The organism is Kitasatospora sp. NPDC114501 (assembly GCF_055633695.1).
Genome location: NZ_JBVKDS010000004.1, coordinates 347,337 through 370,880 on the forward strand (window position 1 = coordinate 347,337; position 23,544 = coordinate 370,880).

Sequence of the window (23,544 nt, forward strand, 5' to 3'; positions counted from 1 at the left end):
GCGAGTCCCTCGACGCGCCCGGCCGGGCGCGCTTGGATGTCGGACGCGTCCGTCACCGGACCCGGGTCCGTCAGCGGACCGCGTCCGCCGCCGGAGCGCAGCGGTCACCGAAGCGCACCCGCCACAGGAGGTCGTCATGCCGGGGAACCCGGACGGAACAGTGGAGCGCCGGGGCACCCCGGCCGGCCCGGTGATCGAACTGCGCGCGCTCACCAAGCGCTACGGCGACACGGTCGGCATCGAAGGGCTGGACGTCTCGGTCGAGGCCGGCGAGGTGTTCGGCCTGCTCGGCCCCAACGGCGCCGGCAAGACCACCACGCTGCGCTGCCTGGTCGGCCTGCTCGGACCCACCGACGGGCGGGTGCGGGTGCTCGGCCTGGACCCGGTGGCCGACCACCGCCGGCTGGCCCCCTCGATCGGGTACCTGCCCGGCGAACTGCGGCTCTACCCCGAGCTCACCGGTCAGCAGACCCTCGACCTGCTCGCCGCCCTCCAGGGCGCACCGGTGCCGCGCCAGCGCGAACTGTGCGAGCGGCTGAAGCTCTCCCGGGCCGACCTGGCCCGGCCGGTGGGGGAGTACTCGCGCGGCATGAAGCAGAAGCTCGGACTCGTCCAGTCGCTCCAGCACCGCCCGCCGGTGGTGGTGCTGGACGAACCGAGCGAGGGGCTCGACCCGCTGGTCCAGGAGACCTTCTACGAACTGCTCGCCGAGGAGACCGCGGCCGGACGGACCGTCCTGCTCTCCAGCCACGTGCTGCCCGAGGTGCAGCGCACCTGCGGCCGGGTCGCCATCGTCCGCCACGGCCGGCTGGTCACCGTCCGCTCGGTGGCCGAACTGCGCCAGGCCCGGGCCCGCCGGGTCCGGCTGCTCCTCGACGACGGGCGGGGCGCCAGGCCGCTCGGCGCCGCCGAACGGTGGTCCCCGCGCTGGGACGGCCCACGGGTCGAGCTGCTGGTGCCGCCGGACGAGGTTGTCGCGGCGGTGCGCACCCTGCTCGCCGACCACCCGGTGGCCGACCTGACGGTGGAGGAGGCGGGCCTCGACGAGGCCTTCCTCGACCTCTACCGGTCCGTCGGGACCGAGGGCCCCGCCGGTGCCGCGGAGGCGCCCGGCGGCGTCCGCCGGCCGGAACCGGAGGGGCGGCCGTGAACCCGGGATCCGTCAACCGCCGCCTGCCGCTGGTCTGGCTCGCCCTGCACCGGCGCCGCCGGATGCTGCTCTCCCTGCTGTTCGGCATGGTCGTCTTCGAGACCCTGATCGTGGTGATCGCCGGGACCGTCCCGTCCGGCGAGCTGTTCGGCGCCCGCCGCAACCCGCCCGGCGCGTTCAGGGCCTTCAGCGGCTCCAACGGCGACGTCTCCATCGCCAGCTACCCCGGCCTGCTCGGTGCCGGACTCACCCACCCCTTCTGGATCGCCCTCCAGCTCACCGTGATCGGCTCGCTCGGCGCCGCCGCCGTCGCGGCCGACGTCGAGTCCGGCACCATCGAGCTGCTGATGACCCGCCCGGTCTCCCGCCGCAGGCTGCTCGCCGAGCGGACCGGCGCCCTGGTCGGCGCCACCGTGCTGCTCAACGCCGCCGCCACGCTGACCCTCGCGCTCGGGGTGGCGTTCTCCGCGCGGCTGCGCGCGGCCGTCCCGGTGAGCGCGGTGCTCACCGCCGGACTGCTCGGCTGCGCCCTCGCGTTCTGCCTGACCGGACCGGTGCTGGCGGTCTCCGCGCTCAGCCGGCGGCGGGCCCACGTGATCGGCGCGGCCGTCGCCTTCGGCGCGGTCGGCTTCGCGCTCAACTTCGTCGCGCTGGCCTGGTCCCCGGCCAGGCCGCTGCGCTACCTCAGCCCGTTCCACTACTACGCGCCGGGTGACGTGCTCGGCCACGGCGGGGTGCCGTGGGCGGCCTTCGGGGTGCTGCTCGGGGTGGGGCTGCTCGGGCTGGCGGTGGCGTTCCGGCTGCTGGAACGGCGGGACCTGGCGGTCTGAGGCGGGGGCGGGCGCGGCGGCCGGTCAGAACCAGTCGCGGGCCGTGGCCAGCAGCCGTTCGCGGACCAGGGCCACGTGCGGGTTGGCCGAGCCGGCCGGGCGGCGGACCAGGTAGGCGGTGTTGATCGGCGGATCGGCGGGCTCGTGCAGCAGCCGCAGGGCCCCGGAGGCCAGTTCGGCCCGGCACAGGTAGCCGGGCAGCACGCTCCAGCCCGCGCCGGCGGTCACCGCCGAGAGCACCGCCCTCAGGTCCGGCACGGTGACCGCGGCCCGGGCGTGCAGCCGCCGGTCGAAGACGTGCCGCCAGTAGCGGCGGGCGATCGGCAGGTCCTCGGCGTAGCTGAGCAACGGGACCTCGGCCAGCGCGCCGGGCAGCTCGCGGCCGGCCAGCCGCTCGGCCCAGACCGGGGCCGCGACCAGGACGAACTCCTCGTCGGCCAGCGGTTCGGCGAGCAGCGTCCGGCCGCGCGGACGCCGGGTGGCGACCACCAGGTCGTGCCGCCCGGCCCGCAGCTCCGCCAGCAGCGGGTCGGTCAGCCCGGCGGTCACCCGCAGCTGGACGCCCTCCGCGACCAGCGGGGCCAGCTCCGCCAGCAGGACGGTGCCGAGGAACTCGGCCGGTCCGGCGAGGTGGACCGGTTCCGGCGCGCCGCCGCCGCGCCCGTCGGCGACGCCCGCGAGCTGGTCCAGCGGCATCGCGAGGCGGGTGGCGAGGTCGTCGGCGTACGGCAGCGGGCTGACCCCGCGCGCCCGGCGTTCGAACAGCTCCCGGCCGAGCCGCTGCTCCAGCGCCCGGATCTGCGCGGTCACGGTGGACTGGGACAGGCCCAGCAGGTGCCCGGCCGCGGTGAAGGAGCCGGCCCGGTGCACGGCGAGGAAGGTCCGCAGCTGGTTGAGGTCCAGCGGGCCGGAGCCGGTGGTCGGCCGATCGCTCATGTGGACGAGCCTACGGGATTCCGATGGCTGGACGGTCCGGGTGAGGTATCGGGATTCCGATGCCTCACATCGCGTGGCCCATTGGTTCGCGCGGGCCGGGCGCGTCTAGCGTCGATGCCGTGAGCGCCGCGGCGGACCGTCGCGGCACGGACCGCGGCACCCCTGGAGGCACACCCCATGGCCGACATCCTGTTCGTTCTGACCGGCGCGAAGTTCTGGACCCTGAACGACGGCACCGCCCACCCGACCGGCTTCTGGGCGGAGGAGGCGGTCGTCCCGTACCGCGCCTTCACCGAGGCCGGCCACCGGGTCACCGTCGCCACCCCGGCCGGTGTCGTCCCGGTCGCCGACGGGGCCAGCCTGACCGACCCGGCGATGGCCGAGGAGCTGGAGAAGATCGCCGAGTTCCGGCAGCCGCTGGCGCTGGCCGAGGTCGACCCGGCCGACTACGACGTGGTGTTCTACCCCGGCGGCCACGGCCCGATGGAGGACCTGGCGGTCGACCCGGACTCCGGCCGCCTGCTCACCCGGGCGCTCGCCTCCGGGCGTCCGCTCGGGGTGGTCTGCCACGGCCCGGCCGCGCTGCTCGCCGCGCGGGCCGAGGACGGCGGCTCGCCGTTCGCCGGGTACCGGATGACCGGCTTCACCAACGCCGAGGAGACCCAGGCCGGCCTGGCCGACCGGGCGCCGTGGCTGCTCCAGGACCGGCTGGTCGAGCTGGGCGTGGACTTCGAGGAGGGCGAGGCCTGGGCGCCGCACGTGGTCGTCGACCGCAACCTGGTGACCGGCCAGAACCCCGCCTCCTCGGCGCTGGTGGCCACCGAGCTGCTGAAGCTGCTGAACGCCTCGGCCTCGTAACGGCCGGACGGCGGCTCCACCCGGACGGGCGGGCGACGCGGGGTTCCTCCCGGTCGCCCGCCCGTCCGGTTCTTGGCCCGGGCCCGAGCCGGCAGGGGCGCCTGCTCCCTCGGTCGGGCCCCGGCCCCCCTGCCGCGAAACCGCCGTCAGTGCAGGTCGTAGGCGGTGAGCGGGTGCCCCGCCCAGATCCGGCGGGTGGCCTGCTCCGGGTAGCGGGCGGTCTCCGAGCGGGCGTCCAGGACCCGGGTGAGCTGCCCGTCCGGATCGAAGGCGGGCCACCCCGGGTCGCCGGTGGTGGCGAACCGGACCCAGGCCCCCCGCATTTCCGCCGAGAGCTGGAACACCTCCGGCGGGGGCTGGTCGCCGAGGACCTGCCGCGCCATCGGGCTGTCCAGGCTGCCGAAGGCCAGCGGTACGTCGAGGCCGTGGCAGGCGCCGAAGACGCCGCCGAGGGCGGGGGCGGTCAGGGCCAGCTCGAAGAGGTACGAGGTGCCGCCGGCCGCCGCGTTGGCCTCGGCCAGGCGCAGCGACGGCACCCGGAACAGGGCGTCCGACTTGACGGTGTCCAGGAGGTCGGAGGGCGTCGCCCCCGGGAAGGCGGCCCGGTAGGCGTCCGGCCCGTCCGGCGGCGGGGCGAACAGCTCCAGCGCGAGCCGGGCCTCCTCCTCGGTGAAGGTGCCGTGCCGACCGCTGAGGACGCTGAACGGCCGGAACTCGTCCCGGGTGTGACCGACCAGCAGTTCGACGCCGTCGGTGAGCGCCGACCACGGCGAGCCGGGCAGCACCTCGCCGTCGACCACCGGGACGGTGGCGATGCCGCTCTGCGCCAGCCGGCCCCAGCGCGCGAGGTGCTGCGGCAGCGCGGCGCCGAGTTCGGTGACCGCCGAGGCCAGGCGCCAGGGGTGCACCTCGGCCAGTGCGGCGGCGGTGGGGGCCGTGCCGACCAGCTTCGCGAGCTCGGCGGTGACCTCGGCGGCCAGGGCGGGGGTGCAGTGGTTGCCCGGCACGGTGTGGGCCACGGCCCGCCGGAACAGGCCGCGGGCCGCGTCCATCGACAGCAGGGCGGCGACCGCCCCGGCGCCCGCGGACTGCCCGGCGACGGTCACCCGGGCCGGGTCCCCGCCGAACCGGGCGATGTTGCGCCGCACCCAGCGCAGGGCGGCGATCTGGTCCAGGAAGGCCCGGTTGGCCGGGGCTCCCTCCAGCAGCGCGAAGCCCTCGGCGCCCACGCGGTAGTTGACGGTCACCACGACCAGCCCGGCGGCGGCCAGGGCGGTCGGGTCGTACAGCGGGTCGCCGGAGGCCCCGGACATGTACCCGCCGCCGTGGATCCAGACCAGGACCGGCAGCCCGCCCGCGCCCGGATCGGGCGTGCAGACGTTGAGCGTCAGCCAGTCGGTGTCCTCGGAGGCCTGGCCGGCCCCGGTGGGCATCGGCCCGGACTGCGGGACGACGGGCCCGAAGGCGGCCGCCTCGCGGACGCCGTCCCAGGACTCGGGCTCGACCGGGGCGGCGAAGCGCAGCGCCCCGACGGGCGCCTGGGCGTAGCGGATGCCGCGGAAGACCGCGAGCTCCCGGCCCTCCCGCTGTTCCCGCTGCTGTTCCGGTCGACGCTGTTCCGGCTGCTGCTCCTGACCGCTCCGCCGGTCCTGGCGGCGCTGCGGTTCCCAGCGGCCGCGGACGAGTCCCTCGGTGGTGCGGACGACGGGTTGCTCTGGCATGGGGACGCTCCTCCCTCGGAAGGCTTCCCACGTTATAGGTCAGCTGTATTATGTCAAGCGTATGGAAAAGGAGTCCGCCACCGCGCGGAGCGAGTCCGAGGAGCCGCCGTTCATGCCGAAGCAGGTCGACCACCGGGAACGCCGGGAGACGATCGCCCGTGCGCTGTGGCGGGTCGTGGAGCGGCGCGGCGCCACGCACCTGACGATGCGCGAGGTCGCTCAGGAGGCCGGCATCTCGCTCGGGCAGCTCCAGCACTACTTCCGCTCCCGGGCGCAGATGCTCACCTTCGCGATGGACTTCGCCGGCGAGCAGAGCGCGCTGCGGGTCGGCCGGGCGATGGCGGCGCTCGGTGAACGGCCGCACCCGCGTGAGGTGCTGCGGGCGATGCTGGTCGAACTGCTGCCGCTGCACGCCGACGCGCGGGCGACCAGCCGGATGAGCGCCGCCTACGTGCTGGAGGCGCTGCACGACGAGGAGGTCCACGCACGGGCGCGCGGCGGCCTGCTCCAGGGGCGGGCGATGGTCGAGCAGGTGGTCCGGCAGGCCGTCGCGGACGGGTACCTGGCGGCCGACCGGGACCCGGTGGTGGAGACCGACCTGCTGCTCGCGCTGACCGGGTTCACCACCCTGCTGGAGCTGGACGTGGTCGAGCCCGCCGCCGTCCTCGCCGCCGTCGACCGGCACCTGGACCGGCTGTTCGCCGGTCCGGGGCATGGCAGGCTTCCCGGGTGACACCGCAGCCCGCGACCAGGAGCACCGCCATGGACCGACCCGCCGCCCTCCGCCTCGAGGGCCTCCGTCCCGAGGCCCTGCGCCTCGACGCCACCGCCTCCGGACACCCGGCGGGCATCCTGGACGCCGCCGAGCGGGCCGAACGCCGGGGCATGGACCGGCTGGTGGTCGCCGAGACCGCGTACGACCCGTTCCTCCAGCTCGCCCGGGCGGCCGACCGGACCGAGTCGATCGAGCTGGCCACCGGCATCGCGGTGGCCTTCGCCCGGACGCCGATGACGCTCGCCTACCAGGCCTGGGGGCTGCACGCGGCCTCCGGCGGACGGGCCGTCATCGGACTGGGCTCGCAGGTCAAGCCGCACATCGAGAAGCGCTTCGGGATGCCCTGGGACCGGCCGGCCGCCCGGATGCGCGAGTACGTCCACGCGGTGCGGGCGATCTGGCACAGCTGGCAGACCGGCGAACGGCTGCGCTTCCGGGGCGAGTTCTACACCCACACGGTGATGACGCCGGTGTTCTCGCCGGACCCGGTCCCGTCCGGAGTGCCGCGCATCCTGCTGGCCGGCGTCGGGCCGCTGATGACCAGGACCGCCGGGGCAGTGGCCGACGGCTTCCTGAGCCACCCGTTCACCTCCACCGCCTACCTGACCGAGCAGGTGCTGCCCGGCCTGACCGAGGAGCGGGCCCGGGCCGAGGCGGAGGGCGCCGCGTGGACCGAGCGGCCGTTCGAGATCGTCGGCAGCGTGCTCACCGCCACCGGCCGCACCGAGGAGGAGCTGGCGGCCAACCGGGCGGCCACCCGCGAGCGGCTGGCGTTCTACGCCTCCACACCGGCCTACCGCCCGGTGCTGGCGCAGCACGGCTGGGAGGGGCTCCAGGAGGAGCTGCACACCCACTCGGTGCGCGGGCGCTGGGCGGAGATGGCCGCGCTGATCGACGACGAGGTGTTCGACACCTTCGCGGTCTGCGGTCCGGCCGAGGAGGTCGCCCGGGAGATCCACCACCGGTACACGGGCCTGGTCACCCGGCTGTCCGTCAGCCTGCCCGAGGACGCCGACCCGGAACTGGGCCTGGACGTCCTGGCGGCGGTACGGGCAGCGGGCCGAGCGGAAGCGGACGCCGGGTGATCGCAGTGGGCGGCTGACCGGGCAAGGGCGACGAAGTCCGGGCAGATTCGCGCAACGCGTTTCCGGTGGTGGCGCCGGGCGGCAGGATCGCGGTGGCGGGCCGGGCCGTTCGGCGGAGACCGACGCTCCTGGCCCGCCGCGTTGTGGGGCCTGCCGCGCCGTACGGACCACCGTGCCGAACGGCCTGTCATGCCTCGGCCACCTGTTGCCGATCATGGGGGTGCCCGCGTGCCCGTGTCCGACGACCGCCCGGCCGACTACGACCTGGCGGAGTGCTGGGACCCCGTCGCGAACAAGTACGTCGACGCCCTGGCCGACCTGGACGAGTTCCTGCGCATCTGCGCCGAGCTGACCGGCTTCGACGTGCCCGAACTGCGCTCCACCGGCATGGCGGACGAGCACCACCGCACCACGCTGGCCCACCGGGTCCGCGACGAGCACGCCCTCGTCCACCTCTGGTACGTCGGCGCCTGGCCCGGCGAGGCGCCCTCCTCCGCCCGCGCCCGCGACCAGGGACTCGTCTGGCGGACCTTCCGCGCCGTCCCACCCGGCGCCGCCGCCCCCGGACACGGCAGCTGGGCCGAGGCACCGCGAGGGGTGGAGGCCCGGGGAGGTCCGGCGGCTCGCGGAGGAGCGGAAGCCAGGGGAGGAGCGGAGACCCGAGGAGCAGCCGCACCGGACACCGCCGGCGAGGGCCGGTGAACGCCCGGTGGGACGCCGTCGTGGTCGGCGCGGGCTTCGCCGGGACGCTGGTCGCCCACCGCCTCGGAGCCCGGGGCCGGCGGGTCCTCGTGCTGGAGGCCGGACGGGCCGCGCCCACCGGCGCCGAGGCCGCCACCGCCCACCGGGCGGCCGGCGGCGGACCGCCCACCTCGCCCTACCCGCACAGCCCCGACGCGCCGTCACCCGACGTCACCGACGTCACCGGGCACCCGGACGGCGGCTTCACCGCCACCGGCCACCTCCGCCAGTACGGGCCGCTGCCCTACGCCAGCGGCTACCTGCGAGCCAACGGCGGCACCGGACTGCTCTGGACCGGGCTCACCCCGCGCATGCACCCCGAGGACTTCCGCACCGGCGACCTCGGCCACGGCCGCAACTGGCCGATCGGCTACCACGACCTGGAGCCCCACTACCGCGAGGCCGAACGGGAACTCGGCGTCGCCGCCGACGCCGAGGAGCAGCGCCGCGCCGTCGGACTGCCCCTCCCGGAGGGCTACGACTTCCCGATGCGCGCCATCCCGGCCAGCTACCTCGATCGGCAGCTGGCCCGCGCCCTCGACGGCCGGACCGTCCGCGACCCCGCCGCACCGGACCCCGCCCGGCTCGCCGTCACCGCCACCCCGCACGCCCGCAACGGCGTGCCGACCCGGCCGGGCTCCGCCGACGGCCCGCTCTGCGCGGGCAGTGCCAGCTGTGTCCCGGCCTGCCCGAGCGGTGCCAAGTACACCCCGCTGCGCACCCAGGCCCGCTGGGCGGCCGGGGTGGAACTGCGCACGGAGGCCGTCGTCACCCGGGTACTGGCCGACCCGGAGACCGGGCGGGCCACCGGAGTCCAGTACCTCGCGGGCGGCACGGCCCACCGGGTGGAGGCGGACCTGGTCGTCCTCGCCGCGCACGCGATCGAGAACGCCCGGCTGCTGCTCCTCTCCGGACTGGCCAACCGCAGCGACCAGGTCGGCCGGAACCTGATGGACCACCCGGCCCTGCTCACCTGGGGGCTGATGCCCCGCCCGGTCGGGCCCTACCGCGGGCCCGGGTCCACCAGCGGCCTGGAGGCGTTCCGCCTCGGCCCCGGGCGCGACCGCCGGGCGCCGTTCCGGATCGAGATCGGCAACTGGGGCTGGTCCTGGGCGGGCGGCGCGCCGGAGGCCGAGGCGGCGGCGCTGCTCTCGGCCGGCCTGCGCGGCAAGGAGCTGCGCGAGCAGCTCGGCGGGCGGCTGGGCCGTCAGTTCTCGCTCCAGTTCGAACTGGAGCAGCCCGCCGACCCGGCCAACCGGGTCACGCTCGACCGGGACCACCGTGACCCGCTCGGTCTACCGAGCCCGGCCGTCCGCTACGACCTCTCGGAGTACGTCCGCGAGGGAATGGCCTCCGCCCGGGCCGTCTCCGACCAACTGTTCGCCCTGCTCGGCGCCGAGGACCACACCGCCTACCCGGCGGCCGGGTGGCCGGGACGGCTCGAACACCGGGGAACCGTCCACGGCTACCGGGGCGCCGGCCACGCCGGCGGCACCCACGTCATGGGCGACTCGCCCGCGAACTCGGTGGTCGACCACTGGCAGCGCTGCTGGGACCACCCCAACCTGTACGCCGTCGGCTGCGGCTCGATGCCCTCCCTCGGCACCTCCAATCCCTCGCTCACCATGGCCGCCCTCGCACTGCGCAGCGCCGAGCGGATGCACCACGACCTGCTGGAGCTGCACCGCCCGGCGGTCGCCCGCACGCCCGTACCGCCCTCGCCGTCCTCGTCGCCCTCCTTGTCCTCCTCGCCCTCGGAGCCCTCATGACCGGCCTGCCGCTGCCGCCCGTCCCGGAGCCGTACCACCTGCCCTTCCACTACGGCGCGCTGCACAACATCGGTGTCGACTACCTGGTCGACCGCGGGCGGGCGCGCGAACTCCTCGCCAAGCGCCACCCAGGGTTGAACGTCGCGGCCTTCGACGGCGGGGCGTGCGTCTCGCTCAACTACCAGCTCTACTTCGCCCAGTACCCGAACGGCGGCGGCATCACCCAGGAGCTGGAGATCAACCTGATCGCCCACCCGGTCTTCGCCGAGGAGCGGATGCCGGTGGTCAACTACGGCCAGTACGCCCGGGGTTACGACCAGACCAAACTGCTCGGCATCGCCCGGCTGCACGTGCTCTGCGACAACCCGCTCGCCATCGACGCCGGGCGCCGGCTGTACGCCGAACCCAAGCACCCGGGTTGGTTCGAGACCACCCTGCCCTCCCTCAACGCGCCCGACGTGCGCGAGCGCTGGTCGGTCTCCTGCCGTCGGGCCACCCTGGGGCAGGACGGACTGAGCCGCCACGACGAGGAACTCCTCGCCCTGGACGTCAACCTGGTCGGCCTCACCCCCGAGTCCGTCAACAACACCCCGATCACCGGCTACGGCACCGACGACGAGGGCAAGCTGCTGGCCGGACCGCTCAACGTCTACCAGCCGTACCGCTACTACGCCCTGGACGACCGCACCGCCGAGCGCGTCCGGCTCGACCTCGGCAACCCCGCTGAGGAGTCCGCCCGCGACCTCGCCCACCTGATCGCCGACGCCCCGGCCGCCGGTGTCTGGACCTACCAGTCCCCGCCGGTCGCCGCCCACAACCGGGCCTACTACGTCCGGTGACGGCCCCGCTCTTCGCCCCGGGCGGCACCGCCGTACGGCGGGACGTCGCCGCGCTCGCCACCGCCCTCAGCACCCCCGCCGAAGGGGGCTGGGGGCAGTGGCAGCCCACCTGCTAGGGTCGCGCCCGCCACGAACGAGACGGACGAGGGAGGGCGCGACGTTCTCACCGGACGACGCCGAGGCGCTGGAGCAGCTGCACGACGGCGGCGACTACCGGCGGCTGGCCGAACGCACGTCGAGCCCTGAGGTCCTGCGCCGACTGGCCCGGGGCGAGTACCCGTTCGTCTGGCACGCGATCGCCTCCAACGCCGCCGCGCCCGCCGACCTGTTGGCCTCGCTGTCCGCCCGGCGCAACAGCACGTGGAACGACAACCGCCTCCTGCGGCTGCTCGCGGCCCACCCCGCCGTCACGGGCGAGGCGCTGGACGGCCTGGTCGGTCTGGTGGGTGATCGTCTGGAGGAGGGTGACCGCCCGTTCGCGGCGGTGCTGGAGCTGGCGCGCCGACCGGAGCTGTCGGCCGAACGGCTGCACCGGCTCGGCCGACAGCCCGGCGCCTCGGCGAGGCTGCGCCGGGGGATCAGCCGGGCGCTGGCGGAGCGCCCGGACCGGTGAGCGCGGCCGGTGCCGGGTCGGGCGCTCCGTCGGCCGAGGGCACCCGTGACCAGCGGCCGGCGAGGACGGTGCCGACGATCAGCTGGAGCTGGTGGTAGAGCATCAGCGGCAGCACCATCAGCCCGGCTTGGGCTCCGAACAGAACGGTGGCCATCGGCAGGCCGTTGGCCAGGCTCTTCTGCGAACCGCACAGCACCGCCGCGACGGCGGCCGCCCGGTCGAGCCCCAGCAACCGCGCGCCGAGCGCGGTGGCCGCCAGGGCGGCGGCCAGCAGGGCGAGCAGGACCACGAGCAGCCCGAGCAGCGCGAGGGGGGTGGCCAGGCCCCAGATGCCCTGGGACACCGCCGCGCTGAACGCCGTGTAGACGACCAGCAGGATCGAGCCGCGGTCCACCGGGGTGAGCACCCGTCTGTGCCGGGACAGCGGACCGCCGAGCCACGGCCGCAGCAACTGCCCGAGCAGGAACGGCGCGAGCAACTGGAGACCGATCCGCAGCAACCCGTCGGCGGACAGCTGGGTGTGCGAACCCAGCAGCCAGGCCGCCAGCAGCGGCGTCAGCACCAGCCCCGCCAGGCTGGAGTAGGTGCCCGCGCAGATCGCCGCCGGGACGTTGCCCCCGGCGGCGCCGGTGAGCGCCACCGAGGACTGCACCGTCGAGGGCACCAGACAGAGGAACAGCACCCCGGTCTGCAACTGCCCGGTCAGCGGGACGGGCGTGAGCAGCGCCGTCGCCACGCCGAGCAGCGGGAAGAGCACGAAGGTGGCGGCCAGTACCAGCCCGTGCAGCCGCAGGTGGCGCAGCCCGGCCAGCGTCTCGCGGGTGGAGAGCCGGGCGCCGTAGAGGAAGAACAGCAACGCCACCGCGACGTCGCAGGCCACCTCGGCGACCCGCGCCGAGTTGCCCGAGGCCGGGAACAGCGCGGCCAGCCCGACCGTCCCGGCCAGCGCCGCCATGTACGGGTCCAGCCAGCGCGGCAGCAGCCCGCGCGGGCGGGGCCCGGGGCCGCGGTGCGCCCCGGCCCCGGGCCCGGATGTCCGCTCCCCAGGCGTCCGGGCCCCGGGCGTCCGCTCCCCGCGCGCCCGGAGCTCTGGTGGCTGCTCCGGGCGCGCCAGGCGGTCGGTCACGGGCCGCCTCCCGTCGCCGGGCGGAGCGAGGGCCCGGAGGAGGAAGCCGGCCCGAGCAGACCGCCCACCAGCGAGCCTGCGCCATCGTGGTCGCTGCCCGCCGAGCCGCTGCCGTTCTGGAGGTTGGCCGTACGGTCGACCTCCAGCCAGGAGTCGGCGTGCGAGTTGTCCACGACCGTGATCAGCGCGCCGCCGGCCGCCGCGGGCGCCGCGGAGCCCGCGAGCAGGGCGCAGGCCCCGGCCAGCCCCAGCGCGGTGGCCCGCAGAGCGGCGGCCGGCGAGGGCGGGGCGGGCCCCCGCAGCCCGGCGCTCACGCCGACACCGCCATCAGCCCGCGGGAGCGCGAGATGTTCCGCTCCAGCAGCTCCGTGGACTCCCGCACCCCGACCTGTTCACGGCCCCCGGCCGGGGCCGGCAGCCGCCCGTCGGCGTCCTTCAGCCCGGCCAGCGCCTCGTCCATCGCCCGGTGCGCGGCGAACAGGCACGGCGTGCTGTAGATGGCCACGTCCACCCCGAGGTCCGACAGCTCCGAGAGCGACAGCCGGGGCGACTTGCCGCCCGCGATCTGGTTGAACAGCAGCGGCTTGTCGCCGACCACCCGGCGGATCCGGCGGATCCACTCCTCGCTGCGCACGCCGTCCACCAGCACCACGTCGGCGTCGGTGGCGGCGAGCGCCCGGGCCCGGCGCAGGATGTCGTCCTCCTCGGTGGCGTCGGTGCGCGCGACCACCACCAGGTCCGTCCGGTTGGCGAGGACCAGCTCCAGCTTCTCCAGGTACTCGTCCAGCGGCAGCACGATCTTGCCGTCCGCGTGCCCGCAGCGGCGCGGCCGCTTCTGGTCCTCCAGGATCACACCCGACGCACCGATCCGTTCGAGCCTGCGCACGACGTGGCAGGCGACCTCCGGATCGACGTAGCCGTCGTCGATGTCGACCAGCAGGTGGTGCCGGGGGAAGGCGCCGCGCAGCCGCTCGACGAAGCCCACCATGTCGGGCCAGGCGATGAAGCCGATGTCGGGCAGCCCGTAGTAGGAGGCGGCGAAGCCGAAGCCGGAGACGAACATGCCGTTGTAGTGCTCGGCCGCGATGGAGGCCGAGTACATGTCGTAGACGCCGATCAACGGCGTGGTTCCCGGGCCCGCGATCTCCGCGCGCAGCCGCTGCCCGGGGCTGTCCGATGCCGTGTTTCCGTGGAACAAGGTCTTCTCCTTGCTGGGGATGACTTTGCCTGAACTTGGTGTTCATCAGACCGAACTGAGGTGTCATCACTATGCGCCCTTTAATGTTCCGTGGGCAAATCTTTAAAGGAGGTTCCCTCGTGTGGGTGAAACATCGGAGACAATAAGAAAGCCCGAAAATATGGTGATCCCCAATGGGTCCACTCGTCGGCGGAGCGGCGGCCGGGCAGGGGTGCGCGGCCCGGCACGCGTACGGGCGTGCGGGCGTGCGGGCGTGCGGGGCCAGGACGGCGTCGGCGCCCGCACCGTGCGGGGCGGGCGCCGACGAGGGGTCAGGCGCTGGGGAGCGGCGGGGCGGCGCGGCGCTCGCGCAGCGTCCGGAGCATCCGGCGGGTGGCCTTGGTCGCGACCGGGGGCAGGAGCTCCAGGGCGATCCGGCGCGGCGTGGAGCGCTGGACCGGGGCCTTGACCTGGTAGTTGAGGCGCAGCACCCGGGCGCCGGCGATGGTGTCCTCGTCGATGGTGAACCCCTCGGCCGGCCAGTCGCGCTCCCGCAGGACCGCCTGGGAGGCCGCGGGGTCGCCCCAGGTGCCGTAGAACTTCATCGGGGTGAGCAGGACCGGGCGCAGCCCGCCGGTGAAGACCGCCTCCCAGACCGCGGCGGAGACGCCCGGGGTGTGCTCGGAGCGGTAGTCGTCCAGGGCGACCAGGCCGTTCCCGGCGAGCGCGGCCCGGGCCACGGCGATGTCCCCGGCGACGTGCTCGTAGAGGTGGGAGGCGTCGACGTGGACGAAGCGGCAGCTGTCCGCCCGGATGCGGCCGTCGGCGAGCACGGAGGTGGGGGCCTGCACTATCTCGGGCAGCTCGGGGTGGAAGGCGAGGTAGTTGGCCTCGAAGGCGCTGCGGGTGAGGGTCCTGCGGTAGGACATGTCCATCTCGGCGGCGTTCTCGGCGTCGCCCGCCTCGGAGTCGAACAGGTCGCAGACCGTCAGCCGCTCGCCCGGCCGCAGGTGGTCGCCGAGCAGGACCGCGCTGCGGCCCAGGTAGCTGCCGAGTTCCAGGATGTCGCCGGTGACGCCGGCCGCGCTCTGGGCGGCCAGCAGGTGGCTGAAGGCGGCCCGGTCGAGGCTGAAGAACCAGCCGGGAATGTCGTCCCGCTTCAGTGGCGCGGAGGGGTTCGCGGCCTTGGCCGCGGTCTCGGGAACGGGCACGGCGGCCTCCAGGGGGACGGCGGGACGCGGTGGCGGCTCACGTCGCGGAGGGGGATGCCGAGGACGTGAGGCGGATCATCATAGCGACGCCGGGGCCGGGGGGAACCAGGCGTGCAGCGGTCTGGATCCGATACTTCGCTCTGCCGTTCGGCAGGGGCGCGGGCCTTCGTTTTCGCTCTCGAATCGCCTGGTCGGCACAGGCCCTTGCGTTTCGAGGGCCGGGAATCCGTCGGTGCGTCGGGGGCTCCGGGTGCTTCACCCCGACGGTCGTTGGAGCTCCGCGATGGTGTCGGTCAGCCAGGCCCGCTCGGCGGCCGTGGACGCGCGGGCGACGAGCAGCATCCCGCGCCGGAAGGGGTTCGGCTCGCGCTCGGCGGTCACCGGCTGCCCCGCTCCGTCGTAGAAGAAGCTGCTCGGCGCGTCCAGGAAGGCCAGCCGGCGCCGGAGGACGGCGGCCTGCCCGGGCGGATCGGCGAGGTGGTGCAGGAAGGCGGTGACGGTGAAGAAGCGGATCTGGTCGGTGATCTCGGCCTGCTCCGGATCGGCCAGCCTGCGCAGCAGTTCGGCCCGCCCCTGCGCCGTCAGCTCCAGCGTCTGCCGCGGCGCCGCGCCGCTGCCCGGTTCGGTGCGGCGGTGCAGCAGCCCGGCCTTCTCCAGCCGGGCGATGGCGGGGTAGAGCGCGCCGTCGCTCACCGGCCGGACATGGCCGGTCAGTCCGGTGATCCGGGACTTGAGCTCGTAACCGTGCAGCGGTTGGTCGTACAGGAAGCCGAGGATCGCGAGCGTCAACACGGCTGGAGCCCTTCGGTCGGAGTGCGCCCTGTAAGAGCCACTCATCTTACCTCTTGTCGATGTGCCTCTAAACGATGTATCTCTATTCGAGGCAAGCCGCAGTCCGGGCCGAGCCGAACCAAGCCGAGCCGAGCCGCGGCAGGCGGAGGACACGCAAGAGGCGAGAACGCCACGGGCGAAGGGGGAGACATCATGCGCGAGCAGCTGCGCCGACTCACGGCGTTGGCGGTACCCGTGTACGCGGAGCTGCTGTCCGGGGTGGTCGCCTCGGTGATCGGCACCCTCTGGGTGGCCGGCCTCGGCGGGGCCGCGGTCGCCGCCGTGACCCTGGCCGGCACCGTCGAGAACCTCCTGCTCGGACTGGTGCTGGTGGTCGGCTCCGGCACCAGTGTCCGGCTCTCCCACGCCCTCGGGGCGGGCGACCACGCCGATGCCGCCCGCACCGTCCGCGCGGCCCGGTGGCTCTGCGTCACAGGCAGTGTGCTGCTCACCGTCCCCGGCTTCCTGCTGCGCGACCGGCTGGCCGGCGCCTTCCTGGACGGCGAGGCCGCCGCGCACGCCGCCGAGTACCTCACCGTCGCGTTCCCGGCCTTCGCGCTCTTCTTCGGCCAGCGCGTCGCCGACGAGCTGTTCAAGGGCGCGGGCGACACCCGCACGCCGATGCGGATCGCCCTGCTCTCCAACGCGCTGCTGCTCCTCCTCGACCCGCTGCTCATCCTCGGCCCCGGGCCGCTGCCCGCCCTCGGCGTGCCGGGCGCGGCCCTCGCCCTGGCCCTCTCCCGGGCGATCGCCCTCGCCGCCACCCTGCGGCTGCGGCGACGACGGCACCGCGCGCAGCCGCAGCCGAGGCCGCAGGCCCCCGACGGAACCGGCGGAGTGGGCCCGGCGGCGGTGCGGATCCTGCGCGCGGGCGCGCCGTTCGGCCTGGACTTCACCGCCCGGATGGCCGTCGGAACCGCCCAACTCGCCCTGGTCGCGGGCTTCGGCGTCGCGGCGGTGGCCGGGTACGGCGTCGGCTACCGGGTCCTGCTGGTCGTCACCATGGCCTTCTACGCCCTGCGGCAGGCCGCGGCGATCGAGGCCGCCCGACTGGCCGGCGCGGGGGAGGGCGCCGCACTGCGCACCCTGCGGCGCGCCACCGCCCGCCTGGCCGCACTGCTCGGCGCGGGGGCGGCGGTGCTGTCCGCGACGCTCGCCGGCCCGCTGACCGAACTGTTCACGGCGGACCGGGCGGTGGCCGCGCAGTCCGTCGGCTTCCTGCGTGCGGCGGCGCTCTACCTGCTGCCGTACGCCCTGGTGGTGGCCGTCGGCGGGGTGCACCAGGCGGCGGGCGCCGGCCGTCCGCTGGTGGTCGCCGTCGTGCTCGGGCTCGGCACCCAACTCGCCGCCTCGGCCGCCCTGTCCGGGCCGCTGGGCGTGACGGGCGTGTGGCTCGGACCGGCGTTGGGTGCGGCCGTGCAGCTCGCGCTGCTCATCACCCTGACACGGCCGCGGAGTTCGAGAGGGGAGAGCGTGGCGGTGCGCCGGAGTGGGGCCCATGGCAGTGGCCCCGGACGGGTGGCCGATCGCGCCCGCGCACGCACCTGAACGCGCCACCCCGGAGGGCTGGTCGGGCTTCCAGCGGACCCCGCTCGCCCGGCCGGTCGACGGGGCTCCGCACCGGGTGCGGACCGGTGTCCACCGGCCCGCCCTGTCCGAGCGGTACGGTCCGTGGAAGACGGTCTACGAACGCCACCGGCTGTGGTCGACGGCGCCACCGGCGGCTGACGACAAGGCCGTTGCTCACGGACGACCGGCGGACTCCGGCCATCCGGGCGCGGCCTGACCGGCCTGACCTGCCGTCCGACCGGCTGCCATCACCACCTCCGCCGCCCGGCCGGGCAGCCGCGTGGCGAGCAGCGTCCCGGCGCCGGCCACCGCCGCCATGGCCAGCGCGGCCGGTGCGAGCGCCGCGCCGGGGTCCGTACGGCCGGCGGCGGTGGTGGCCAGGGCGATGCCCAGTGCCGGGCCGACGTTCAGCACGGTCTGCTGCAAGCCGCCCGCGACCCCGGCCCTGCCGGCGGACGCTCCCCGGACCACCACCGCGGTGGCGGTGGCCATCACCGAGCCGAACCCGGTGCCGAGCAGCGCGAAGCAGCCGCCGATCGCGACCGTCCCGGAGCCGGGCCCGAGCCCGGCGGTGAGCAGTGCCCCCGCGGTGACCAGCGCCATCCCCGACAGCACCACCGCCCGTTCGCCGTGACGCTTCGCCAGCCAGGCGGAGCCGGGCGCCGCGAGGATCATCGCCGCCGCGAGCGGCACCGCCCGCAGGGCGCTCTGCAAGGGGTCGAGCCCGAGCACGTCCTGGAGGTAGTAGGTGGCCGGGAAGAGAGCGCCCTGGAGCGCCGCCGAGGCGGCGAGCAGGACGAGCAGCGGCGGTGCGACCGCCGTCGACCGGAGCAGTGCGGGCGGCAGCAGCGGGTCGGCGGTCCGGCGTTCGTGCCGGACCAGGACCAGGGCGAGGACTCCGGCCGCGGCGAGGCCGAGCAGCGGTCCGGCCGACCAGCCGGACTCCGGCAGCGCCACCAGGCTCTGCACCAGGCAGGCCAGCGCGAGCGCGAGCAGGGCCGCGCCGGGCAGGTCGAGCCCGGCGCCGAGGGCGGCCCCCGCCGGACCGGTCCGGGTTGAACCCGGCCCGGTCGGCACCGCGAGGGCCGCCAGGAGGGCGGCCGCGGCGGGCAGCAGGCCCAGCAGGAAGACCGACCGCCAGCCGAAGTGGGCGGTCAGCGCCCCGCCGACCAGCGGCCCGGCCGCCGCCGCGAGCCCGATGGCTGCGGTGCGGATCGCGATCGGCCCGGAGAGCCGGTCGGCGGGCCAGGCGGCCCGCAGCATGCCGAGGGTGGCCGGTTGCAGCAGCGCGCCCGCCACGCCCTGGAGAACGCGCAGCGTGACGACCCAGCCGATGCCGGGCGCGACGGCGATCCCGAGCGAGCTGGCGGCGAAACCGGCCACGCCGAGCGCGAAGATCCGCCGGTGCCCGTACCGGTCGCCCAGCCGGCCGGCGAAGACCAGCAGGGCGGCGACGGTGACCAGGTAGCCGGTGCTGGCCCACTGGACGGCCGCGACGGAGGCGTGCAGGTCGTGCTGGAGGGCCGGCCGGGCGACGGTCAGCGCGGTGCCGTCGAGGGCGACCAGGACGGCTCCGGTGATGCTCGCGGCCAGGGCGAGACCCCGGCGGTGCCGCGGCCTCACCGGGCGGCCGGGCCGAGGTGGGCGTCCAGCGCGGTGCGCAGCAGCGGTTCGACGGAGTCGTCGCCGGTGATGAGCCGCAGGCTGCCCCAGGTCCGCAGCTGGGCGAGGCCGTGCAGGTTGGACCAGAGGGCGGCGGTGGCGGCGGCCGGGTCGTCGGACTGCGGGCGCACCTCGGAGACCAGTCCGACGAAGGTCAGGAACAGCGGCAGGGTGGTGCGGCGCAGTTCGACGCCGCTGCCCTCCAGCAGGTCGTGGCGGAACATCAGCTCGAACATGCCGGGGTTGGCGGCCGCGAAACCCAGGTAGGCGCGGGCGAGCGCGTCGAGGCGGGTGCGCGCGTCGGCGCCGGTGGCGGCGGCGACGGCGTCGGCACCCGCGAGGGTGTCGGTGAGCCTGCCGAAGCCCTGCCGGGCGACGGCGGCGAGCAGCTCGCGGTGGGTGGGGAAGTAGCGGCGGGGCGCGCCGTGCGAGACCCCGGCGCGGCGGGCGATCTCGCGCAGGCCGAGCGCCTGGACGCCGCCCTCGGCCACCAACTCGACGCCTGCGGCCACCAGTCGGGCCCGCAGGTCCCGTTCCTGTTCGGTCATGGACACTGTCTACCAGGTGTCCGTAGACAGTGTCTACTCGCGCTCCCGGAAGTGCTCCGGGCAGAATCGGCCGTATGGACGAAGGCGGCGAGCCGGCCTGCTGGCTGGACCGGGTATGCCCGGAGTGCGGGCGGCTGCGCGAGCGCCCCGGCCCGGGGCCCTGCGAGAACTGCGGCGCGGACGGCGACGCGAACGACGGCGAGCAGGAGCGCGGCCACGACCGCCCCGGCGAGGCCGAACCCCGCCCCGGCGAGGCCGAACCCTGTCCCGGCGAGGCCGAACCCGGGCCGCAGCAAGGCTGAACCCCGGTCCGGCCGGGCGGCCGGACCGGGGCGGGTGAGCCGGTCGGACGGCGCCAGGTGCGGCGCCCCGCGGATCCCGCTGTCGCTGCCCGCTACTGCTGGGACGGCGGCTGGTCGCGGAACTGGTTCTTCAGCTGGTCCTGGGCGGCGTCCACCTGACCGCTGTACTTGCCCTGGGTGCGCTGGTCGACCGTGTCGCCCGCCTTGTCGACGGCCTTGTCGGCCTGCTCCTCGTGGCCCTTCAGCAGGTTCTTGAGCTTATCCATCATGGACATCTGGTCACACTCCTGGATGAGACGCCCCCACTCCTCCAATATCGCCGCGCGCGCCGCGGACCGCATCCCGCGGGTGTGCGCAAAGGCTTGGCAACGGGATTCCGATCATGTCCAATCGTGACCTCACGGCCCGTCGGAAGGAGCTGCCTTGATGCTGCGCACCCGTCGCCCCACCTCCCCGCTCGACCGTTCCACCCCGTACGACCGCACCGCCTCCACAGGACGCCCGCGCATCGCCGTCAACCGGCGTGGCGCGGGCGCCGCCCTGACCGTCGCCGCTCTGGTCACCCCACTGCTGCTGGCCGGCGCGGGCACCGCGTCGGCCGACCCGGACCCGGCGCGCAAGGGCGCCAAGCTGGCCTCCCGGCTGGTCGAGGCGAGCAGCGCCCGGGACGCCCGGGCCACGCTGGCCGCGCTCCAGCTGATCGCGGACCGCAACGGCGGTACCCGGGTGGCCGGTTCGACGGGACACGACCAGTCCGCGCAGTACGTCTACGAGCAGGCCCGGCGGGCCGGACTCAAGGTGTCCAAGCAGGAGTTCGTCTACACCTTCTTCGAGGCCCGCTCCGAGCGCCTCGACGTGCTCGCCCCGCAGGCCGAGTCGGTGCCGGTGATCGCCATGACGTACTCGGTGAGCGGCCCGGAGGCGGGGCTGGCCGCGGACCTGGCGGTCGCTCCGGTCGGCGCCACCACCGGCTGCACGCCCGCCGACTACCCGGCGGGCGCCTTCACCGGCAAGATCGCCCTGATCCGGCGCGGCGGGTGCAGCTTCGCCGAGAAGCAGGCCGCCGCGGCCGCCGTGGGTGCGACCGGCGCGATCATCTACAACAACACCGAGGGGAACCTCAACGGGACGCTCGGCGAGCCGACCGCCGGGAGGATCCCGACCGGCGGGATCACCAGGGCCGCGGGCGAGGCCCTGGCCGCCGAGGCGGCCGCCGGGCCCGTCCGGGTGAACCTGGACATCCGCACCTTCATGGAGCCGCGCAAGACCTGGAACGTCCTCGCCGAGACCCGCGGCGGCGACCCGGACCACACCGTGATGGTCGGCGCGCACCTGGACTCCGTCCCCGAGGGGCCGGGCATCAACGACAACGGCTCCGGCTCGGCCGGCATCCTGGAGGTCGCGAAGAACCTCAGTGCGCACCCGGTGAGGAACAAGGTCAGGTTCGCCTGGTGGTCGGCGGAGGAGTTCGGCCTCAAGGGAGCCGAGAAGTACGTGAACTCCCTCTCCGACGCGGAGAAGAAGCAGATCGGCCTCTACCTCAACTTCGACATGATCGCATCCCCCAACTACGCGCAGTTCGTCTACAACGGCTCCGGCAGCCTCGGCGGCGAGGCGGGCCCCGAGGGCTCGGCGCAACTGGAGCGGGACATCAACGGATACCTGGACGGCCGGGGCCTGCCGCACGACCCGACCGCCTTCGACGGCCGCTCCGACTACGGTCCGTTCATCGACGCGGGCATCCCGGCCGGCGGCACCGACACCGGCGCCGAGAAGGTCAAGTCCCCGGAGCAGGCGGCCCGTTACGGCGGCACGGCCGGCGTCGCGTACGACGCGTGCTACCACAAGGCCTGCGACGACCTGGGCAACATCGACATGGGCGCCTTCGACGTCAACATCGACGTGATCGCGAACGCCGTCGGCACCTACGCCTGGGACCTCTCCTCGCTCCACCGGCCCGTCCCGGCCCAGCGCCCGGCCGCGAAGGCGGCGCCCGGCACCGACGCGACGGGGACCGGCGGCACGAGCGCCGACCGCTCCCAGGGCGTGACGGCCTGACGCCCGGGTGGGCCCGCCGCTCCCGGCCCGGCGGGCCCACCCGACCGCCGTACCCGACTGCTCCGTCCGGGATCCCTCCAACCGCGACCTCGCTCCGTCATCGCCCCTGGTGGCCACGGGTGCGGTCACCGTAGCGGAGACCACTGACAAATCCGGTCCCGGGCCGGTACGGTGCCGCGCGGAGCGCATCAGCCGAGACCCGGTGGGTGCGCCGAGCCCGGTCCTGACACCATGGGACCGAGATCACGCCACGGTGACATCCTCGGAGGAATCAGCAACATGAGCACGCACTACGACGTCGTCGTCCTGGGCGCGGGTCCCGGCGGCTACACCGCCGCCGTCCGCTCGGCCCAGCTGGGCCTGAAGGTCGCGGTCATCGAGGCCAAGTACTGGGGCGGCGTCTGCCTCAACGTCGGCTGCATCCCCTCCAAGGCCCTGCTGCGCAACGCCGAGCTCGCCCACATCTTCACCAAGGAGGCCAAGACCTTCGGCATCAAGGTCGAGGGCAAGGTGACCTTCGACTTCGGCGAGGCCTTCCGCCGCAGCCGCTCGGTGGCCGACGGCCGGGTCAAGGGCGTCCACTACCTGATGAAGAAGAACGGCATCACCGAGTACGACGGCTGGGGAACCTTCGTCGACGACCACACCCTCCAGGTCGCGCTGAGCGGCGGCGGCTTCGAGGTCGTCACCTTCGACCACTGCGTCATCGCCGCCGGTGCCACCACCCGACTGCTTCCCGGCACCAGCCTGAGCGAGCGCGTGGTCACCTACGAGGAGCAGATCCTCACCGAGCAGCTGCCGGAGAGCATCATCATCGCGGGCGCCGGCGCGATCGGCGTCGAGTTCGCCTACGTGCTGCACAACTACGGCGTGAAGGTCACCATCGTCGAGTTCCTGGACCGCATGGTGCCGCTGGAGGACGTCGAGGTCTCCACCGAACTCGCCAAGCAGTACCGCAAGCTGGGCATCGAGGTGCTGACCTCCACCCGGGTCGAGTCGATCGACGACAGCGACCCGAACGCCAAGGTCCGGGTCACCGTCACCAAGGACGGGCAGCAGCAGGTGCTGGAGGCCGACAAGGTGCTCCAGGCGATCGGCTTCGCGCCGCGGGTCAACGGCTACGGCCTGGAGAACACCGGGGTCAAGCTCACCGACCGCAACGCGATCGCGGTGGACGGCCGCGGCCGCACCAGCGTCGAGCACATCTTCGCGATCGGCGACGTGACCGCCAAGCTGATGCTCGCGCACGCCGCCGAGACGATGGCCGTGATCGCCGCCGAGACCATCGGCGGGGCCGAGACCATGGAGGTCGACTTCGCCATGATCCCGCGCGCCACCTACTGCCAGCCGCAGATCGCCTCCTTCGGCTACACCGAGGCGCAGGCCCGCGACCTGGGCTACGACGTCAAGGTCGCCAAGTTCCCGTTCACCGCCAACGGCAAGGCGCACGGCCTCGGCCACCCGATCGGCTTCGTCAAGGTCATCAGCGACAACACGCACGGCGAGCTGCTCGGCGCCCACCTGATCGGCCCCGAGGTCACCGAGCTGCTGCCGGAGCTGACGCTGGCCCAGCAGTGGGACCTGACCGTCCACGAGGTCGCCCGCAACGTGCACGCCCACCCGACCCTGGGCGAGGCGGTCAAGGAGGCCATCCACGGCCTCGCCGGGCACATGATCAACATGTGACGCGCCGATCCCCGCGCACGCCGCGCCCCCGTCGGGCGACTGCCCGCCGGGGGCGCG

Annotated in this window: 23 protein-coding genes; 13 read left to right on the top strand and 10 right to left on the bottom strand. The window is 74.8% G+C overall.

Translation table 11 applies throughout. The annotated features are described in order from the left end of the window. Positions 1 to 136 precede the first annotated feature (136 nt). On the top strand, positions 137 to 1,150 hold the full coding sequence (locus tag ACZ7RU_RS10655) for an ABC transporter ATP-binding protein (RefSeq protein ID WP_470340514.1): 1,014 nt from the start codon (positions 137 to 139) through the stop codon (positions 1,148 to 1,150). Continuing rightward, positions 1,147 to 1,980: an ABC transporter permease subunit gene (locus ACZ7RU_RS10660; RefSeq protein WP_470340515.1), complete on the top strand. Its 834-nt coding sequence runs from the start codon at positions 1,147 to 1,149 to the stop codon at positions 1,978 to 1,980. The genes ACZ7RU_RS10655 and ACZ7RU_RS10660 overlap by 4 nt, the downstream gene beginning before the upstream one ends. Positions 1,981 to 2,004: 24 nt before the next feature. On the opposite strand, the gene ACZ7RU_RS10665 is transcribed toward ACZ7RU_RS10660, so the two are convergent. After that, on the bottom strand, positions 2,005 to 2,916 hold the full coding sequence (locus ACZ7RU_RS10665; protein WP_470340516.1) for a LysR family transcriptional regulator: 912 nt from the start codon (positions 2,914 to 2,916) through the stop codon (positions 2,005 to 2,007). 177 nt (positions 2,917 to 3,093) lie between these two features. Between ACZ7RU_RS10665 and ACZ7RU_RS10670 the strand changes: the two genes are divergently transcribed. Next, positions 3,094 to 3,774, top strand: a complete 681-nt coding sequence (locus ACZ7RU_RS10670; RefSeq protein ID WP_470340517.1) for a type 1 glutamine amidotransferase domain-containing protein — start codon at positions 3,094 to 3,096, stop codon at positions 3,772 to 3,774. Positions 3,775 to 3,920: 146 nt separating this feature from the next. Here ACZ7RU_RS10670 and ACZ7RU_RS10675 read toward each other — a convergent pair whose 3' ends face one another. Continuing rightward, positions 3,921 to 5,495: a carboxylesterase/lipase family protein gene (locus ACZ7RU_RS10675; protein ID WP_470340518.1), complete on the bottom strand. Its 1,575-nt coding sequence runs from the start codon at positions 5,493 to 5,495 to the stop codon at positions 3,921 to 3,923. 61 nt (positions 5,496 to 5,556) lie between these two features. Between ACZ7RU_RS10675 and ACZ7RU_RS10680 the strand changes: the two genes are divergently transcribed. From ACZ7RU_RS10680 to ACZ7RU_RS10705, 6 genes are all read left to right on the top strand, one after another. Beyond that, a complete protein-coding gene (locus ACZ7RU_RS10680) occupies positions 5,557 to 6,228 on the top strand; it encodes a TetR/AcrR family transcriptional regulator (RefSeq protein ID WP_470340519.1) in 672 nt (223 codons plus the stop codon). A gap of 29 nt (positions 6,229 to 6,257) precedes the next feature. Further along, a complete protein-coding gene (locus ACZ7RU_RS10685) occupies positions 6,258 to 7,355 on the top strand; it encodes a TIGR03617 family F420-dependent LLM class oxidoreductase (protein ID WP_470340520.1) in 1,098 nt (365 codons plus the stop codon). 228 nt (positions 7,356 to 7,583) lie between these two features. Beyond that, complete coding sequence (locus ACZ7RU_RS10690; RefSeq protein ID WP_470340521.1) at positions 7,584 to 8,057, top strand: hypothetical protein; 474 nt, start codon at positions 7,584 to 7,586, stop codon at positions 8,055 to 8,057. Continuing rightward, positions 8,054 to 9,865 carry a GMC family oxidoreductase gene (locus ACZ7RU_RS10695; protein WP_470340522.1) on the top strand — a complete coding sequence of 604 codons (1,812 nt, stop codon included), beginning with the start codon at positions 8,054 to 8,056 and terminating at the stop codon, positions 9,863 to 9,865. Before ACZ7RU_RS10690 ends, ACZ7RU_RS10695 begins: the two co-directional genes overlap by 4 nt. Further along, positions 9,862 to 10,704: a hypothetical protein gene (locus ACZ7RU_RS10700; RefSeq protein WP_470340523.1), complete on the top strand. Its 843-nt coding sequence runs from the start codon at positions 9,862 to 9,864 to the stop codon at positions 10,702 to 10,704. The genes ACZ7RU_RS10695 and ACZ7RU_RS10700 overlap by 4 nt, the downstream gene beginning before the upstream one ends. A gap of 97 nt (positions 10,705 to 10,801) precedes the next feature. After that, the gene (locus ACZ7RU_RS10705; RefSeq protein ID WP_470340524.1) at positions 10,802 to 11,317 is read left to right on the top strand and encodes a hypothetical protein; all 516 of its coding nucleotides are present in this window, start codon (positions 10,802 to 10,804) and stop codon (positions 11,315 to 11,317) included. Here the strand turns inward: ACZ7RU_RS10705 and ACZ7RU_RS10710 are convergent. From ACZ7RU_RS10710 to ACZ7RU_RS10730, 5 genes are all read right to left on the bottom strand, one after another. Continuing rightward, positions 11,283 to 12,272, bottom strand: coding sequence for a bile acid:sodium symporter family protein (locus tag ACZ7RU_RS10710; RefSeq protein WP_470340593.1), 990 nt, complete (start codon positions 12,270 to 12,272; stop codon positions 11,283 to 11,285). The genes ACZ7RU_RS10705 and ACZ7RU_RS10710 overlap by 35 nt on opposite strands. A gap of 167 nt (positions 12,273 to 12,439) precedes the next feature. Continuing rightward, the gene (locus ACZ7RU_RS10715) at positions 12,440 to 12,757 is read right to left on the bottom strand and encodes a hypothetical protein (RefSeq protein WP_470340525.1); all 318 of its coding nucleotides are present in this window, start codon (positions 12,755 to 12,757) and stop codon (positions 12,440 to 12,442) included. Further along, positions 12,754 to 13,641 (bottom strand): isocitrate lyase/PEP mutase family protein, encoded by an 888-nt coding sequence (locus ACZ7RU_RS10720; RefSeq protein ID WP_470340526.1) that lies wholly within the window; start codon positions 13,639 to 13,641, stop codon positions 12,754 to 12,756. Before ACZ7RU_RS10720 ends, ACZ7RU_RS10715 begins: the two co-directional genes overlap by 4 nt. Before the next feature lie 311 nt (positions 13,642 to 13,952). Further along, positions 13,953 to 14,831: a class I SAM-dependent methyltransferase gene (locus ACZ7RU_RS10725; protein WP_470340527.1), complete on the bottom strand. Its 879-nt coding sequence runs from the start codon at positions 14,829 to 14,831 to the stop codon at positions 13,953 to 13,955. Between the two features lie 255 nt (positions 14,832 to 15,086). Then, positions 15,087 to 15,623 carry a PadR family transcriptional regulator gene (locus ACZ7RU_RS10730; RefSeq protein ID WP_470340528.1) on the bottom strand — a complete coding sequence of 179 codons (537 nt, stop codon included), beginning with the start codon at positions 15,621 to 15,623 and terminating at the stop codon, positions 15,087 to 15,089. 192 nt (positions 15,624 to 15,815) lie between these two features. On the opposite strand from ACZ7RU_RS10730, the gene ACZ7RU_RS10735 reads away from it, so the two are divergent. Next, positions 15,816 to 17,210, top strand: a complete 1,395-nt coding sequence (locus ACZ7RU_RS10735; protein WP_470340529.1) for an MATE family efflux transporter — start codon at positions 15,816 to 15,818, stop codon at positions 17,208 to 17,210. 195 nt (positions 17,211 to 17,405) lie between these two features. Here the strand turns inward: ACZ7RU_RS10735 and ACZ7RU_RS10740 are convergent, their stop codons facing one another. Both ACZ7RU_RS10740 and ACZ7RU_RS10745 read right to left on the bottom strand, forming a co-directional pair. Further along, positions 17,406 to 18,854, bottom strand: coding sequence for an MFS transporter (locus ACZ7RU_RS10740; RefSeq protein ID WP_470340530.1), 1,449 nt, complete (start codon positions 18,852 to 18,854; stop codon positions 17,406 to 17,408). Then, positions 18,851 to 19,441, bottom strand: coding sequence for a TetR/AcrR family transcriptional regulator (locus ACZ7RU_RS10745; protein ID WP_470340531.1), 591 nt, complete (start codon positions 19,439 to 19,441; stop codon positions 18,851 to 18,853). The genes ACZ7RU_RS10740 and ACZ7RU_RS10745 overlap by 4 nt, the downstream gene beginning before the upstream one ends. Positions 19,442 to 19,515: 74 nt before the next feature. Between ACZ7RU_RS10745 and ACZ7RU_RS10750 the strand changes: the two genes are divergently transcribed. Beyond that, positions 19,516 to 19,743, top strand: coding sequence for a hypothetical protein (locus ACZ7RU_RS10750; RefSeq protein ID WP_470340532.1), 228 nt, complete (start codon positions 19,516 to 19,518; stop codon positions 19,741 to 19,743). Between the two features lie 92 nt (positions 19,744 to 19,835). Here the strand turns inward: ACZ7RU_RS10750 and ACZ7RU_RS10755 are convergent, their stop codons facing one another. Continuing rightward, positions 19,836 to 20,018, bottom strand: a complete 183-nt coding sequence (locus ACZ7RU_RS10755) for an antitoxin (protein WP_470340533.1) — start codon at positions 20,016 to 20,018, stop codon at positions 19,836 to 19,838. Between the two features lie 151 nt (positions 20,019 to 20,169). Here ACZ7RU_RS10755 and ACZ7RU_RS10760 point away from each other — a divergent pair, with 151 nt between their 5' ends. Continuing rightward, entirely contained in the window at positions 20,170 to 21,801 is a 1,632-nt protein-coding gene (locus tag ACZ7RU_RS10760) for a M28 family peptidase (RefSeq protein ID WP_470340534.1), read from the top strand. Between the two features lie 279 nt (positions 21,802 to 22,080). Beyond that, positions 22,081 to 23,487: a dihydrolipoyl dehydrogenase gene (gene lpdA, locus ACZ7RU_RS10765; protein WP_470340535.1), complete on the top strand. Its 1,407-nt coding sequence runs from the start codon at positions 22,081 to 22,083 to the stop codon at positions 23,485 to 23,487. The last annotated feature ends 57 nt before the right edge of the window (positions 23,488 to 23,544 follow it).